The organism is Bacteroides sp. AM23-12, from assembly GCF_003434395.1.
Classification (GTDB): domain Bacteria; phylum Bacteroidota; class Bacteroidia; order Bacteroidales; family Bacteroidaceae; genus Bacteroides; species Bacteroides thetaiotaomicron.
The window spans coordinates 96,917-112,925 of record NZ_QTLF01000005.1; the positions used below are offsets into that span (position 1 = coordinate 96,917).

The following is a 16,009-nucleotide window of genomic DNA, read 5'->3' on the forward strand; positions in this document are numbered from 1 at the left end:
GAAAATGAAACGAATCCTTTTCTCATTGCTTCTCGCTGCATCTCTTTCGGCAGAAGCACAGACGCAGACATACGAGACGGAATTTGCCCGTCCCTTGAATGAAGTATTGGCAGATATTCAAAATCGTTTCGGAATCCGTCTGAAATATGATATTGATACGGTAGGAAAGATTTTACCTTATGCTGATTTCCGTATCCGCCCTTATTCTGTAGAAGAATCTTTGACGAATGTGTTGTCACCATTCGATTACAAATTTGTCAGACAGAGCGGTAATCTATATAAGTTGAAGGCTTATGAATATCCTCGTCGTACAGATGCTGACGGAGAAAAGATGCTGGCTTATCTCAATACGCTTTATGCAGATAAGCAGGCTTTTGAACTTCGTGCCGATTCATTGAGAAAAGAGGTACGTCAACGTTTGGGAATTGATACTTTATTGGCCCAATGTGTAAACTCAACCCCCATTCTATCGAAAATACGGAAGTTTGATGGCTATACTGTGCAGAATTTTGCACTTGAAACTCTACCGGGGCTGTATGTTTGCGGATCTGTTTATACGCCTCAATCGAAAGGGAAACACGCTCTGATTATTTGTCCGAACGGACATTTTGGTGGAGGTCGTTATCGGGAAGATCAGCAGCAGCGTATGGGCACATTAGCTCGTATGGGAGCTGTTTGTGTCGATTATGATTTGTTTGGCTGGGGAGAATCGATTCTCCAGGTGGGGAGTGCAGCGCATCGCAGTAGTGCGGCACATACTATTCAGGCAATGAATGGATTGTTGATTCTCGATTATATGCTTGCTTCCCGTAAAGATATCGATACCAAGCGTATTGGTGCCAATGGTGGTTCTGGTGGTGGAACGCATACTGTACTACTGACAACGTTGGATGGGCGTTTTACTGCTTCTGCCCCGGTGGTTAGTCTGGCTTCTCATTTCGATGGCGGTTGTCCTTGTGAAAGTGGTATGCCTATTCAGCTATCAGCAGGAGGTACTTGTAATGCTGAACTGGCTGCAACATTCGCTCCTCGTCCGCAATTAGTGGTTTCTGATGGCGGGGACTGGACAGCAAGTGTTCCTGCACTTGAATTTCCGTATTTGCAGCGTATCTATGGATTCTATGATACGAAAACCAATGTGACGAACGTTCATCTTCCCAAAGAAAAACATGATTTCGGTCCGAATAAAAGAAATGCAGTCTATGATTTCTTTGCCGAAGTCTTCGATTTAGATAAAAAGATGTTGGATGAGAGTAAAGTAACTATCGAACCGGAGTCTGCCATGTACAGCTTTGGAGAGAAAGGGGAGCTACTACCGGAAAATGCAATTCGTTCATTCGACAAGGTGGCTGCTTATTTTGATAAGAAGGCTTTTGCCAAATTGAAATCGGATGCTTCTCTTGAAAAGAAAGCAATGGAGTGGGTAGCTTTACTCAATCTGGATGATGAGAAGAAATCAGGTTTTGCCGTGACGACTATTTATAATCATCTTCGCCAGGTTCGAGACTGGCATAATGATCATCCATATACGACAATACCTGCGGGCATCAATCCTACAACGGGCAAACCGTTAACTCAGCTCGAACGTGAGATAATAGCAGACTCAGCTATGCCCAAGGAAGTTCATGAAAGACTGATGAAAGGGCTGCGCAGAGTACTGACGGAGGAACAAGTTGATCAGATTTTAGATAAATATACAGTTGGTAAGGTAGCATTTACCATGAAAGGGTATCAGGAGATTGTTCCTGATATGACGGAGGAAGAAACAGCCTTTATACTTGAACAGCTGAAACTGGCTCGCGAACAAGCTGTTGATTACAAAAGCATGAAACAGATATCTGCTATCTTTAAAGCTTATAAAACAAAGATCGAACTGTATTTCTATGAACATGGCCGTAACTGGCGCCAAATGTATAAAGACTATGCAGAAAAGCGAAAGGCGGAAAAAGCAAAGGAGGGGAAATAGAGAATCAAAGATACTTTTTTATTAATGCATACTATAAGCAGCAATACCTCTGACATAGAGAGGATTGCTGCTTTTTGCTTCATTTGCTTGTAGAATAATAGACTGGTCGGACATCTTTTATTGCGGAAAATGTGTTATATTGTGGACAGCTAATAAAAACGTATATTATATGGATAAGCAAAAAGTAGCATTAGTCCTTTCTATGGGTGGCGCACGTGGTATTGCGCATATTGGAGTCATTGAAGAATTGTTACGTCATAATTTCGAGATAACTTCTATTGCCGGAAGCTCGATGGGAGCGATGGTAGGCGCAATGTATGCTTCAGGTAAGCTGGAGGAATGTAAAGAATGGCTCTATAGCTGGGATAAACGTAAGATGTGGGAACTGGCGGATCTGACATTAAGTCGGGACGGCTTGGTGAAGGGGGATCGTTTTATCAAAGAACTGAAGCAGATTATTCCCATTATGAATATTGAAGATTTGCCTATACCATACGTAGCAATGGCCACTGATATTGTTTGCGATCAGGAAGTGAGGTTCGATAGCGGTAATTTGTATGATGCTATCCGTGCTACTATTTCTATACCGATGCTCTTCCGGCCTTTACGGAAAGATGGTATGGTTCTGATTGACGGAGGAATACTGAATCCCCTTCCGCTGAATCAGGTGCATCGTACGGAAGGGGATATTCTGATAGCAGTCGATGTCAATGCTTCGATTGATTGCGGTAAGAAAAAGAAAATGAGTCCTTATAACTTGTTGACAGAATCTTCAAGAATGATGATGCAGCAAATTACCCGTTATCAGATAGAACGTTGTCAGCCGGATATCTTAATTCAGATGTCCGGCAATGCTTATGATATGCTGGAGTTCCATCATGCAGCTTCTATTGTGGAGACGGGAATAGAGATTACCCGGGATGCGTTGAATACAGAACTTTATTCCGTATAAATCATTTTTTTCGTCATACCTCCGTCAATGGTTATATTCTCACCGTTGATAAAATCATTCTCATCCCGGCAGAGAAATAAACACATACGGGCAATATCTTCCGGTTTGCCCACTCGTTGGGAAGGGTGCTGAGAATGGTCTTCTGGTTGGAGTTGATCATAATTTTGTGTTTGTATCCACCCCGGAGCAATGGAGTTTACTGTGATATTCCATTCGGATAATGATAAAGCTAATGCATGAGTCAGAGAATAGATACCACCTTTAGAAGCTGCATAACCTTCACTTCCCGGTTCACTCATCAAATAACGTGTTGAGCAGATATTAATGATCCTTCCATAAGGGTTAGAATCAGACTGTGTCTTACGATGAATGGCAAGTAACCGTGAAGTAATAAATACAGGACGAAGATTGACGGAAAGAATCTTGTCGAAATCTTTGACGCTTGTTTCTGTAATGGAAGAAAATTTGCTGATACCGACATTGTTGATGAGGATGTCAATGTCCTTCCATTCATCCAATATCTGTTGCATACAGCTTTCGAGTGCTTCTTTATCACTAACGTCAACAGAATGAAATATGGCTCCGGTATCTCTTGCTGTTTGTTGACCGGACACAGCATTAATGTCACAGAAGGCTACTTGATGTCCGTCTTTACAGAAAGCTTCTACTATTGCTTTCCCTATGCCTTCTGCTCCGCCTGTCACGAATACCTTTTTTTTCAGGCTGTCCGGTTTTGAAACAATTTCACCTGCTACCTCTGTTTTGACTTGACTGCTGGTAGCCGTTTTCTTTTTCCCATATTTCTGTGCCTGTTTCCAAGCTGCTTTTCTGGCCTCGTATTGCTCTTGTTGTCTTTCTATATAATTATCTGCCATGATTGTTTTACATTTAAATCTGAGGAACAAAAATAATATATTTATGTGGTCTATGCAATTTATACAGCAATAAGGAGTATTGATAAACCTGTAAACAATAAAATACCGCACTGATACGATAATTGTCAGTGCGGTATAATGATAACAGAGAATCTGTTTTTCTTTTATTCAGCTACTACTTAAGCTTTGAGAGATCTATCTCTGTATACTTGATTCGTTGGCGACGCCAGGTATAGATTGCATGTAACTTTCCATCTTTTCCCTGAATAATGCTTGGATAAGAATATTGGCTGATAGGGCTGTCTTCTAATGTGAGAATAGGTTTCCAGTTGATTCCATCTTCTGATATGGCTACGCAGAGAGGAGTACGGGGACCTTTCGGTGTACCTGGCAATGTGGAGAAATGATTGTAAATGAGAATGTGACGTCCGTCACTCATTGTCACGGCATCTGTTCCAGAATTGTTGTTCGGAACATTGCTTAATATCACTTTACTCCATGTTTCACCATTGTCGCTGCTCCATGATGTTGCAATCTTTGCATTGCGTGTACGGCAAAGTACCTGCAATCTTCCATCCTTATGCTTTAGGATACTGGGTTGGATAGCAAAAATCGGTTGTGCCCCTTTTCCCTGAATAGCTTCTCCCGCTTCCTGATCATCTACGTTAATACCATCTTTCTTACGGTTCTGAGTCGGGACAGACAGTTCGGCAGGTACCGACTCTGTCGTTTTCCAGGTTTTGCCTTTATCATCCGAATATTCAAAATGAATGCGCCATCCCCCTTTGCCCTCTCTGCTTGACGGGCAGATGATGCGACCGTTGATGTATTCCGGTTTGTTCTTGATAGGACCTAGAAATCCTTCCGGCAAGGCTTCACGTTTGCTCCAAGTTTTTCCACCGTCTTTTGAACGAACCAGCCAGCCGGTCCAGTCGCCTACATTTAGTCCTATTTTGTAGAACAGAATTAAATCTCCTCCCGGTATCTGAAAAAGTACAGGATTCCAGCAAGCTTTCCGGCGGGCAGTCAGTTTTCCTTTGGCATCCACTACAGGAGTGCAGGTCGAATCTATGCCGGCTAAAGCAGCCTGCGAATCTTTGAGTGAAAAAATTCCGTCGGCAGCCAGCTTGGGAGCCGTCCATTCTTTGGCACCTTTGGGCTTGCGGCAAACCCAGATGCAGCAATCCGGATTACGTTCTTTGGTTCCACCGAAGAAAGAAGCAACGAGGTCACCGTTTTTCAGTTCTACAATGGTTGCCCCGTGGCATTCCGAGAAAGAAGCTTTCTCATATAGAAATTCATCGCTGATGATGGCAGCATTCCGTGTCGGTATATCTACGCTGAAATGATATTTTCCGGAACCTATTTTTTCTTTTCGTCCATCTGGCAGATGCACTTCTCCTGTAGTATTGGCAGGAAGTACGATATCCCATTCCAGATGCATAGGAGTCTTTTTCCATCGGCTGGTAATCTTTCCGTAGATACTCATATAAGAAGCATCCACGTTACTCAATTCCTGAATTTCGAAAGCAGGCTGGAAAACAATATGTTTGTAACCGGATTTCCAACGGTCGGCACGGATACCTGCCAGATTGTTGAAACACCAGGGAAGTAAGTCTCCTAATAACATAACATGGTTTCCGCTGTTCATTCCGGGATTTGCCGTGTCACCGTTCCAAAGTTCCCAAATAGTGGTGGCACCTTGTGCCGCCATATACCCCCACGAAGGATATGTATCATTGGTAGCCAACAGATAAGCTATATCTGCATGGCCCCGACGAGTCAATTCACGCATCAGCCATTGCGTACCGATTACTCCGGTACTGATATGCCCTTTGTTCGTTGTAATAATGGTGGTTACTGCATTCTTTGCTACTTCTTTGATATGCGCTTTAGGCACGAGACCGAAGGCAAGTGGCAGAATATTAGCTGTTACAGTATTATTCCCGTAGAAAACACTATCCGGATATAAAGTATGACCGGGTACAAGTGAAGTACCTTCCTTTATATGCAGGAAATGTGCATTGAATGCATCCTTCATTTTATGTTCCAGGTCTTCCCACTCTTTGGCATCCGCAGTCAATCCCTGAAGACTGGCGAAGCGATGCATCAGTTGCAACACTTTCAGGTAATAGGCGGTAGCGATCAAGGCACCATCTGTTTTGCGGGCAGGATCTTGACTGTGAATCATTTCCAACGATTCAGGTGGAACGCACCAGTCTCCATATTTATCTTTGGTGATGATGTAGTCCTTTGTCATATAATACTCACGGATGTGCGATACCCATTTCTTGATAGCCGGATAATTATCTTCTATCGGACGTATGTCTCCATAATTGGTGAAGAGCATATCACAGACTAGGGGCAGGGTAGCAGGCCATGTGACATTATCCGAATAATAGTTCCAGTAAGCCGGAGCTACATCAGGAATACAGCCATCTTCGCGCTGTGCTTCGCGGATGTCACGTGTCCATTTGTTGTACATGGCATGATTGTCGAAGAACAGACTTTCTCCCCAAGAGCCCATTGCATGATCTCCCAACCAGGGCTGACGTTCGTTACGCTGGGGACAGTCTACCGGCATACCTTTATAGTTACTCCGAATCCCCCAGAATGCATTACGTATAACTTGGTTCAATGTTTCGTTCGAACAGGAAAAAGAGCCTGTATGATCCATCTCATCTTCTACGACTTCCACTACGAAATCCTCGGTTTTGGCATCCGGATATCCGCTGATTTCCACATAACGGAAACCATGATACACAAAACGGGGAGCCCAGGTGGCACCTTGCGGTTCACGTCCGCTAACTACATATATATCGGTGCAATGTGCGTCGCGCAGATTTTTCGTGAAGATTTCTCCATCTGATTCCAGACGCTCTGCAAAATGAAGACGAATGCTGTCGCCTGCCTGACCTTTGATACGGAAACGTACCCATCCTGCCAGATTCTGACCGGTATCCATAATGTATTTGTCACCCATTTTTTGGATAGAAACAGGTTTCAGCGTTTCCGTTACTTTCATCTCCGGCATCATTTGAGCACGAAGTGTACCCGAAGGAATACTGACGCGTTCTGCCGGCATCCATTTTGTATCGTCATAACCTGTCTGCGTCCAGTTTCCCAGTTCTTTGCGGGCGTCATATTCTTCGCCGTCATATTCGTTATTGCTGCGGACAGGACCTTCGGTTGTCAGTTTCCATGAAGTATTCGTCGCGATTGTCTCCTTACTGCCATCAGCATATTCAACGATCAGATTCAGGCGTAGTTTGGGATATCCGAAGGTCGGAATCTTGTATGGTTTGTAATTCTGACGCATGGTATAAAAACGACCATTGCCTAAAGTAACACCGATGGCGTTCTCTTGCTGAAGTTGGGAAGTGACATCGTATGTGTTATACAAGATTGTCTTCCGGTAATCGGTAGGAGCGGGGGCCAGTACCTGATCACCTATGCGTTGTCCGTTGATGAACAGTTCGTACAATCCCATTCCGGCGATGTGCACTGTGGCACGCTTTATTTCTTTCTTCAAGGCAAATTCCTTGCGAAGATAACGGGCTGCCAGGCGGCTCCATTGAGTTTCACTGTCCCCCGGAGCTGCACGGTCCAGACCGATCCACTGACCTTGCCAGTCTGCTTCATTGAATAGTCCCATGCTCCAGAAAGCCGGACTACTCCAATCACTTTCACCTTTATTGGTGTAAACCTTCACCTTCCAGAAGTAGGGAGCATTGCGTTTCAAATTTTCTCCCTGGTAGGTTATCCATTGGGAAGCATCTGTTTCTACTTTTCCGGAATCCCACATATCTCCTTTCCCTTGTGCCAATAGCTCGGGGGAAGATGCAACAAGAATGTGATATGCGGTTTGCATCACATTCTGTTCGTCCGATTCGATACGCCAACCCAGTCGGGGTTGGCGCGTATCGATACCCGACGGATTCTTTAGCTGCTCTGTCCGCAGGTTGGTTACGTCTATGGCTGCACGTATCGGACCTGCTGCAAGAAACAGAACAGATAAGAATGATAATATAAGTATCTTTTTATTCATGAGTGTCAATTTGATAGAGTGAATGGAAACTAGACTCCGGCACCTTGACGGTCCGGCAGTTCTGTCCAGTCTTTCTTCACATAGTCCTTACTACTGTCTACTACAATCAGGATATGATCGTTTCCGCTGCTGTAGCCGCTATCGTGCTGGAACTTGTGCACACCGTTGTCAAATTCACCGATATATTCCAGTTTACCATCCTTGGTAGTGTACCACCATGCGTTCTTCTTGGCACCGCTGATTTTGCTGAAATCAACTTCCATCGGACGTCCGGTATAGTTATATACCATCAGATAGTCATTGCCGCGTGTTGCGATGGCACGGTCATAACGTTCGCCATTCTGTCCGGCGATGACAGACTGATCTGGTACTCGTTCAAAGAATGGGAAAGTCAGCATCAGGTTCTTCAGATATTTCATTTGATTGTATCCGGGATCATTCAGAGCATCATACCAGGGCTTTTTAGCACCATAAGCACCGCCTACGCCCGGTTTGATAAACTGCATGATGGAGTTATGACCATACGTATGTCCGAAAGAACCGGCAAATACAGACCAGTAAGCGTACCGGCGTACATCATAATCTTTCCAAAGTAATTCGTTCTCATCGTGCAGACCGTGCGGTATTTCTTCGTAGATGGGTTCACCGTCTATAACGGGCTTCATCGGTTTCATAGCCATACTGCGTTCTACAAAACGCCAGTTGTCTTCTTCCGTATTTTCTTCGATGGGATAATCTCCGTCACCGAAACGTTGTCCATAACGGCGGTGTCCGCTCTGGAACATATTGAAATCCAGCCATGGTGCATTGTTGAACCAAGTGGCAGAAGTCGTTCTGCCACGCGGGTGGAATGTCATCAGATGGTTCTTGTCGATTGCTTTGATGGAGGTTGCCAATGCTTCCCATTCGGCAGTCTTCACATCACCACGGATATCCCCACCGATAAACCAGATAATGTTAGGTTCGTCTTTATAGCGTTCTGCCAGGAACTTGCCGTATGCTTTTGCCTGATCTACATTCATTTCGCCATGACTTACCGGACTTCCCCAGATGCAGACCATGCCGATATAAAGACCTTTCTTTGCTGCGGTACGGATAATGTAATCCATATGATCCCAATAACCATATACACCTTTCTGATTGATATTCTTGAAGTTGTAGCCGTCAGTCATTGAATACTGTCCGTAGATATTCATAGACGGGACATTATTCAATGTCTGAACCTGAATCACGTTATATCCGCGGCGTTTGCATTGTTCCAGATAATATTCGGCTTCGTCACGATTCAGACGTTCAGGCAGCAGCCAGCCGGTTTCTCCCAGCCAGAAGAAAGGAATGCCGTTTTCGTGTTTCAGATAACGTCCTTCTTCAGAAACGACGAGTTTGCCGTTGCTCCATGGGATATACGTCTTTTGTGTTTTCTTTTGTGCTGCGGCAGAGGTTGCCAATGTCAACAGCAGCAATAAGAGAGGAAGAATCTTAAATTTTCTCATTGTACTTTATCGTTTTTGGAGTTCATATCTTTACATTTATTTGTCTGTCATTTTCTCATATTCGATGGCCGCCAGAATAAACGATCCTACTGATTTCGGGTCATTCTCTATAACCGGTTCGCTGATATAATATTCGAATGAACCGTCACGGTATCTTTTGGAGTCTCCGCCCAGTCCGGCTACCGCACAACAATTCGTAATGGTATAGCTGCCGTCTTCTTCAAGACGGGTAAATGTCTTGACCATTCCATCAAAAGCTTTGCGGGTAGGTTGGATGTAGTCCTTGCCGATATATCCCTTATTGACAGCTTTAGCAAGTGTATAGATAAATAAGGCGGTTGCCGAAGATTCCAGGTAATTTCCTTCACGCGCTCCTTGATCTGTTACCTGATACCAGGTGCCTGACTGAGGATCCTGATATTTCACTAAAGTTTTTGCCAATCTCTGGAGAATCTGCATTACACTGTCTCGTCCGGTCGTTTCCTGAGGTAGATAATCCAGTATGTCTACCAAGGCTGCTCCATACCATCCAATACTGCGGCTCCAGAAGTTAGGAGAACAACCGGTTTCGGGATTTGCCCATTTCTGCTCACGGCTTTCATCCCATCCGTGATAGTAAAGCCCTGTGGTGGGGTCGTAAGTTTTGCGTGCTATCAGAAGAATCTGTTTCACAGCTTCATCGTATAGTGCCGGTTCCTGGAAAGTACTGCCATACTGTACCAAGTAAGGAGAAGCCATGAAGATGCCATCCAGCCACATCTGATGAGGATATCTTAGCTTATGCCAGAATCCTCCTTCACTTGTGCGGGGTTGTTCTGCCATCTGTTTACGTAGGGTATCCATAGCTATTTTATAGCGTTCATCTCCTGATTGTGCATAAAGATCAAAAAGAATCTTGCCGCCATTGACGTTATCAATGTTGAATGAAAGATATTTCATCGTTTTAATATGGCCGTCCGTATCGATCAGACTGTCTGCATAGATTTTGGCATATTCATAGTAAGTGCTGTCTCCGGTATGTTTCCATTCTTCCAGCATAGACTTTACAACAAGTCCGTGGGTATATCCCCAACGGGGTACTTTTGCTTTTTCAATCATCCAGGGTTCGGGAAAACGTTTCATCTCAGAGCGTGCCATACGTTCGCTCCATTTTTCTGTTTCTGCTTTCTGAGGTGCTGTGCAGGCGATGAAGCAGACAGCTCCGCAAGCAACAATCAGTTTTAACAAGTTTCTGTTCATATAGGTAGAGTTATTATTTTCCAATCAATATATATTCTTGCCCTGCTTTGGTAGGCAGGTCATACAAGTAAGTCCTTGCAATTTCCACTTTATTCAGGCTGGCTTTTTCATTCACCAATGGCTGGGGAATCGTGGGGACTGCATAGAGAGGGTTCGGGTTCTCTCCTTTGGCACGTTTCAAGCCCTTTCCGGTCAGCGGGTTGAGTGAACGTAGACGGCAGTTACCACCTTTATGAGATTTCACGACCAGGCGATTTACTTTTCCATTCTTCCAGCTTAAATCAAGTTCGAAACCTCCACGGGCAATGATACCTGTGACAGAACCGTCCTTCCAGAGAGTCGGAAGTGCCGGAAGCAGGTAAATAAAGCCATCGTAACTTTGCATCAGCATTTCGGCTATACCTGCAGAACAACCGAAGTTTCCGTCGATTTGGAAAGGTGGGTGAGCATCGAATAGGTTAGGGTAGGTGCCTCCTTTTTTCTTTTCGTTACGTACCAAAGTCAATTGGTCGGTTATCAGTTTGTAGGCATGGTCACCATCAAGGAGGCGTGCCCACAGGCAAACCTTCCATCCCATGCTCCATCCGGTGGACGGATCTCCACGATGAATCAGAGAAGTGCGTGCAGCGTCAAATAGTTCCGGAGTACGGTAAGGGGAAATCTGGTTGCTGGGGAATAATCCATATAGATGGGATACGTGGCGGTGTACATCGTTCGGATCATCCCAGTCGAACATCCATTCCTGCAATTGTCCCCAATGTCCTACCTGCATAGGAGCCATTTCTTTGAGGCGTTGTTCCAGATGAGCGGCAAATTCTTTGTCCGTATCCAAAATTCGGGAAGCTGAAATAATAGCTGTCCAAAGGTCGAATATCAACTGATTGTCCATCGTGCATCCGGCGGCTGTAGTTGCTTTGCCATCGCTGCCGGAATGTACATTTTCGGGTGAGTTGCTCGGGCAGACTACCAGCCAGTTGTGTACAGGTTCTTTTACCATAATCTCGTCAAAGAACAGTCCGGATCCTTTCAATATCGGATAAACGGAACGCAGGAACTCTGTGTCTCCGGTGTACAGATATCGTTCCCATAGATGACGGCACAACCATGCACCGCCGCTCGGCCACATACCCGAAGGGGCTTTGTCCAGTGCTCCTGTGATACGCCATATATCCGTGTTATGATGTAATACCCATCCGTTGGCTCCATACATGATTCTTGCCGTTTCCTTTCCGCTTTCGCTCACCTCTTTTATCAGCCGGAAAAGTGGCTCGTTCAAGTCGCTTAAATTAGTCACTTCTGATGGCCAATAATTCATTTCCAGATTGATATTACAGGTATATTTGCTATCCCAGGAAGGGAAAAGTTTATCATTCCAGATACCCTGCAAGTTAGCGGGTTGTCCACCCGGTTGTGACGAACAGATTAACAGATAACGGCCAAACTGGAAGTAAGTGGCAACCAGATGCGCGTCATGTGTGTCCTTAAAATTCTCTACACGCTTGTCGGTTGTCACATTTTTATATTGGTCTTCCCCTAAATCCAGAGATACTCTGGTCAGATATTGACGATAAAATTCGACGTGATTCTTTTTGGCTTCTGCGAATGGATGAACCAGCGCTTCCGACAAATAGCTCTTTGCACGTTCTGTCTGATTGCCTGTGATGTCCAGATAATTATTGAAGTTGGTGGCTATAGACACATAGATTGTGGCTTCGTCAGCTCCTTCTACAGAGAGGACGCCATCGGTACAAGCTATTTTTCCTCCTTGGTTGCGGGCGGTCAGCCTTCCCTGAAATTCTACTTTTCCCTTCAGTCCTTCATGCAAGGAAGACACCCCTGAAAGGGTTACGCAGTTTCCTTCTTCAGAGTTAATCATTACATCCTGATGAGGGGAGGTGAGCTGTGCGTTGAAGGTAATTTGTCCCGGACGGTTGGCAGTCAGTCGTACCATAACTACCTGATCGGTAAATGAGGTGATCGTTTCACGTTGATATTGCACTCCGTCTACTTCATAACGGACGATGGCACGTGCCGAGTCCAGACTCAGTTCCCGATAATAATCGGAATAGCGGGTATGTCCGGGGAAGGCAATTCTCAGGTCGCCGAAACTCTGATAAGGCATTCCCGAATTTGTTTTTGCCATCACTTTCTCCGTAGCGAGCGTTTGTGCTTCCAGATATTTTCCGGCAAAAACAAGTTCACGTACCTTCGGAATATACTCCAGTGCGTTCGGGTTTGCGTTGTTGTTGGGGCGTCCTGCCCAAATGGTTTCTTCGTTTAGTTGTATTTGTTCTATTCCCGGCGTTCCATATACCATTGCCCCCAGACGCCCGTTTCCCAAGGGTAAAGCTTCGGTCCATACCTGTGCGGGACGGTCATACCATAGCTTATATTCCTGTGCAGATACTTTTTTCTCCTGCGCATGAATACATCCTGCAGAGACCATTACAAACAGATATCCGATTAATCTCTTTTTATTCATTTTCATCTAATCGCTTTTATACTTTTATAGGAGGACGATTAAAAAGGAATTTTGTACCCAATATACAGACAATAAGAAGCAGGGATAATCAAAAGTTATCGGGTATAAAAAAAATGAACTTCAATATCTGCTCAAAAAGGTCTTACTTTGTATACGTAAGAGCACTAGGAAGAAGTTATTTCCTGAGTGTGGATTTATTTCTTTAATCTAAAAAACAGATAATTGAAAATGTATAATTTAATCGTTAGACCGTTATTATTTCTCATTGATCCTGAAAAAGTACATCGAATGCTTTTGAACTGGTTAAAAATCTATCGTTATCTGCTTCCGGTTCGTGCCTGCGTAAGAGGACACTATCAAGTGGACGAACCTTTTTCATACGGAAGCCTGCGATTCAAAAACCGGATAGGCTTGTCTGCCGGATTCGATAAAAATGCGGAAACATTTGATGAGTTGGCAGATTTTGGTTTCGGATTTCTGGAAGTGGGGACTGTAACTCCTGATTATCAGCCGGGAAATCCTTCTCCCCGTATCTTCAGACTGGTAGAAGACGAATCACTGATCTCACGTACAGGGTTCAATAATTGCGGTGTCGATGTAGCTCTGGAGCATATCAGAAAATACAGAAAACATTCTTACAGACTCGGAGTAAATATCAATAAGAATCCGCTTTCTGCCGGTGAGCAAATCATCAAAGATTTTGAGTTGGTTTTCACTCGCTTATATGAAAGTGTAGATTATTTTACGCTGAACTGGGGTAGTATAGATAAAGAATCATTTGCTAAAGTTTTAGAAAACCTCACAACATTTCGTCAGGCAGTGAACAAACGGTGCAGTATTTTCATTAAGCTCCCGGCGGATATCGATGAGAAGGCATTGGATCTGGTCATTTCCCTTGCATATAAATATTCCATAGAAGGCTTTATAGCTACGGGGCCGACGATGGACCGCTCAGAATTGCATCATACAAAAACAAAACGGTTGGAAAAGATCGGTAACGGTGGCGTCAGTGGTCGGGGTATCGGAAAGAAATCGCAGAAGGTAGTGCGTTATCTGTCCGGGCACACCGACCACCACTTTCTGATTATCGGGGCAGGAGGAATAATGACAGCAGAGGATACAGCTGATATGATTTCCCAAGGGGCCGATATGATACAGATTTATTCGGCATTTATCTATTCTGGTCCGTCTGTTGTTCATAAAATAGGGAAGAAACTTAAACATTAATCGATATGAAGAAATTAATTTGTATTAGCTTGTATGAGGACTTATCCATGACGACCTATGATTTGTCGGAAGTGGACAATGTCGAACTGATTGGAATCGTAGAAAATGCTTCCGAAGGAACTTTATTTGTTTTTACTTGTGACAGGCCCAATGGAAGCAGTGTTATTATGTGTCCCGGAGGTGGATTTCTGAAGACTAATCTGGAGAATGAAGGCATTGATTTTGCCGAATGGTTTACGAAGCTGGGAATTACATATATCGTCTTTAAATATAGAATGCCTCATGGTAATCCTGATGTTCCCGAACAAGATATCCGGTTGGCATTGAAGGTTGTGCGAGAAAAGTTTCCGGAGTTTTGTGATAAGCTGGGAGTGATGGGGGCTTCTATCGGAGGATATCTGGCAACTTTTTCAGCTACGCTTTTGCCTGATGATGAGAAGCCGGATTTTCAGATATTGATGTATCCGGTAGTCAGTGTCGATGATCGTTTGACACATCTTCCTTGTCGTGAACGAATGTTTGGTCATTCCTATTCACCGGATAAAATGGAGCAGTATTCACCGATTGAGCATATTACTTCCGGCACACCTGCCGCTTTCATTGTAGCAGCTGCAGATGATGCTGTGGTAAGCCCTCTGAATGGTATTATGTATGCTGCCAGACTACAGAAAGCAGATATCCCCATTTCTCTGCACATCTATCCTGCGGGAGGACATGGATTCGGTTATAATGATAGTTTTGTGTATAAGCAAGAGTGGCTTCAGGAGCTTGGAGAATGGTTGGCAAAATTGTAATTCTTTTCTTGTAATTCGAAATATACTTCCTATATTTGTCATTAGAATATTTAATGAAAAGAAATTATGAGAAATTCAAAGGTTACATCTATGTTGGTAGTGCTGATGTTTTTGTTGGTCACAGGAATACAGGCGCAGACCGTTACTCCCAGTAAGAAATATATCACAAAAGAACTGAATAACGTAAGCAACTTCAGTTCAATCAGAGTATTAGGCAGTCCTGATGTTGAGTATCGTCAGAGTAATGGTTCTAAAACGACAGTTTCTATATACGGTTCGGATAATTTGGTAGACTTGTTGGAAGTTTCTACAGTAAATGGAGTATTGCAGGTGAATATCAAAAAAGGTGTCAAGATTCTTAGTGGAGAGCGTCGTTTGAAAGTGATAGCTTCTTCTCCTTCATTGAATCAGGTAGATATTAAAGGTTCGGCAGATGTATATCTGAAAGGTACAATCAAAGGGAATGACTTGAATTTGAATATAGCCGGTTCCGGAGATATCGAAGCGGAGAATCTGCAATATGCTAATATATTTGCTTTGGTAAAAGGAAGCGGGGACATTGATTTGAAAAATGTGAAAGCGACTACTGTGATGTCAGAAGTAAATGGTTCCGGAGATATTAGTGCTGAAAAACTGGCTGCAACTAATGTCGTTGCTACAGTTGCCGGTTCGGGTGATATAGTATGCTACGCTTCCAGACAGTTGGATGCAAGAGTTAGTGGTAGCGGTGATATTGAATATAAAGGAAGTCCTTCAGTTGTAAATAAGCAGGGGAAGAAAAATTCAATTACCGGTAAGTAAGATACGAATCTTATTTTTTATAGAAAGCGGGCAAATATGTTATTTATCACATATTTACCCGCTTTTATTTAGACATTCATAGATCTCTTATTGAAGTATATACAATGACTATATGTTAAAAATATAGTTAGC

10 protein-coding genes are annotated in these 16,009 nt (G+C 43.8%); 5 read left to right on the plus strand and 5 right to left on the minus strand.

What is annotated here, in order from left to right:
• Positions 1 to 4: 4 nt before the first annotated feature.
• Together DW640_RS06990 and DW640_RS06995 are read left to right on the plus strand one after the other, a co-directional pair.
• Positions 5 to 1,966: a DUF3826 domain-containing protein gene (locus DW640_RS06990; protein WP_074855758.1), complete on the plus strand. Its 1,962-nt coding sequence runs from the start codon at positions 5 to 7 to the stop codon at positions 1,964 to 1,966.
• 169 nt (positions 1,967 to 2,135) lie between these two features.
• Entirely contained in the window at positions 2,136 to 2,918 is a 783-nt protein-coding gene (locus DW640_RS06995) for a patatin-like phospholipase family protein (protein ID WP_074855756.1), read from the plus strand.
• Here DW640_RS06995 and DW640_RS07000 read toward each other — a convergent pair.
• The 5 genes from DW640_RS07000 to DW640_RS07020 form a co-directional block, all read right to left on the minus strand.
• Positions 2,906 to 3,793: an SDR family NAD(P)-dependent oxidoreductase gene (locus DW640_RS07000; protein ID WP_074855753.1), complete on the minus strand. Its 888-nt coding sequence runs from the start codon at positions 3,791 to 3,793 to the stop codon at positions 2,906 to 2,908. The genes DW640_RS06995 and DW640_RS07000 overlap by 13 nt on opposite strands.
• Before the next feature lie 175 nt (positions 3,794 to 3,968).
• The gene (locus tag DW640_RS07005) at positions 3,969 to 7,841 is read right to left on the minus strand and encodes a family 78 glycoside hydrolase catalytic domain (RefSeq protein ID WP_117577691.1); all 3,873 of its coding nucleotides are present in this window, start codon (positions 7,839 to 7,841) and stop codon (positions 3,969 to 3,971) included.
• 29 nt (positions 7,842 to 7,870) lie between these two features.
• Positions 7,871 to 9,334: a glycoside hydrolase family 140 protein gene (locus tag DW640_RS07010; protein WP_074855749.1), complete on the minus strand. Its 1,464-nt coding sequence runs from the start codon at positions 9,332 to 9,334 to the stop codon at positions 7,871 to 7,873.
• A 36-nt stretch (positions 9,335 to 9,370) separates the two neighbouring features.
• Complete coding sequence (locus tag DW640_RS07015) at positions 9,371 to 10,573, minus strand: glycoside hydrolase family 105 protein (protein WP_074855990.1); 1,203 nt, start codon at positions 10,571 to 10,573, stop codon at positions 9,371 to 9,373.
• Between the two features lie 13 nt (positions 10,574 to 10,586).
• Positions 10,587 to 13,055 (minus strand): glycoside hydrolase N-terminal domain-containing protein, encoded by a 2,469-nt coding sequence (locus DW640_RS07020; protein ID WP_199610278.1) that lies wholly within the window; start codon positions 13,053 to 13,055, stop codon positions 10,587 to 10,589.
• Between the two features lie 228 nt (positions 13,056 to 13,283).
• On the opposite strand from DW640_RS07020, the gene DW640_RS07025 reads away from it, so the two are divergent.
• The 3 genes from DW640_RS07025 to DW640_RS07035 all read left to right on the plus strand — a co-directional run bounded on the left by DW640_RS07025 (position 13,284) and on the right by DW640_RS07035 (position 15,877).
• Positions 13,284 to 14,282, plus strand: a complete 999-nt coding sequence (locus DW640_RS07025; protein WP_117577695.1) for a quinone-dependent dihydroorotate dehydrogenase — start codon at positions 13,284 to 13,286, stop codon at positions 14,280 to 14,282.
• Positions 14,283 to 14,287: 5 nt separating this feature from the next.
• Positions 14,288 to 15,076: an alpha/beta hydrolase gene (locus tag DW640_RS07030; protein WP_072067375.1), complete on the plus strand. Its 789-nt coding sequence runs from the start codon at positions 14,288 to 14,290 to the stop codon at positions 15,074 to 15,076.
• Between the two features lie 66 nt (positions 15,077 to 15,142).
• On the plus strand, positions 15,143 to 15,877 hold the full coding sequence (locus tag DW640_RS07035) for a head GIN domain-containing protein (protein ID WP_117577697.1): 735 nt from the start codon (positions 15,143 to 15,145) through the stop codon (positions 15,875 to 15,877).
• Positions 15,878 to 16,009 lie beyond the last annotated feature (132 nt).

Excerpts from the sequence above, each read along its gene's own strand:
- DW640_RS06990 (WP_074855758.1), top strand. The coding sequence starts at position 5 with ATGAAACGAATCCTTTTCTCATTGCTTCTCGCTGCATCTCTTTCGGCA.
- DW640_RS06995 (WP_074855756.1), top strand. The coding sequence starts at position 2,136 with ATGGATAAGCAAAAAGTAGCATTAGTCCTTTCTATGGGTGGCGCACGT.
- DW640_RS07000 (WP_074855753.1), bottom strand. The coding sequence starts at position 3,793 with ATGGCAGATAATTATATAGAAAGACAACAAGAGCAATACGAGGCCAGA.
- DW640_RS07005 (WP_117577691.1), bottom strand. The coding sequence starts at position 7,841 with ATGAATAAAAAGATACTTATATTATCATTCTTATCTGTTCTGTTTCTT.
- DW640_RS07010 (WP_074855749.1), bottom strand. The coding sequence starts at position 9,334 with ATGAGAAAATTTAAGATTCTTCCTCTCTTATTGCTGCTGTTGACATTG.
- DW640_RS07015 (WP_074855990.1), bottom strand. The coding sequence starts at position 10,573 with ATGAACAGAAACTTGTTAAAACTGATTGTTGCTTGCGGAGCTGTCTGC.
- DW640_RS07020 (WP_199610278.1), bottom strand. The coding sequence starts at position 13,055 with ATGAATAAAAAGAGATTAATCGGATATCTGTTTGTAATGGTCTCTGCA.
- DW640_RS07025 (WP_117577695.1), top strand. The coding sequence starts at position 13,284 with ATGTATAATTTAATCGTTAGACCGTTATTATTTCTCATTGATCCTGAA.
- DW640_RS07030 (WP_072067375.1), top strand. The coding sequence starts at position 14,288 with ATGAAGAAATTAATTTGTATTAGCTTGTATGAGGACTTATCCATGACG.
- DW640_RS07035 (WP_117577697.1), top strand. The coding sequence starts at position 15,143 with ATGAGAAATTCAAAGGTTACATCTATGTTGGTAGTGCTGATGTTTTTG.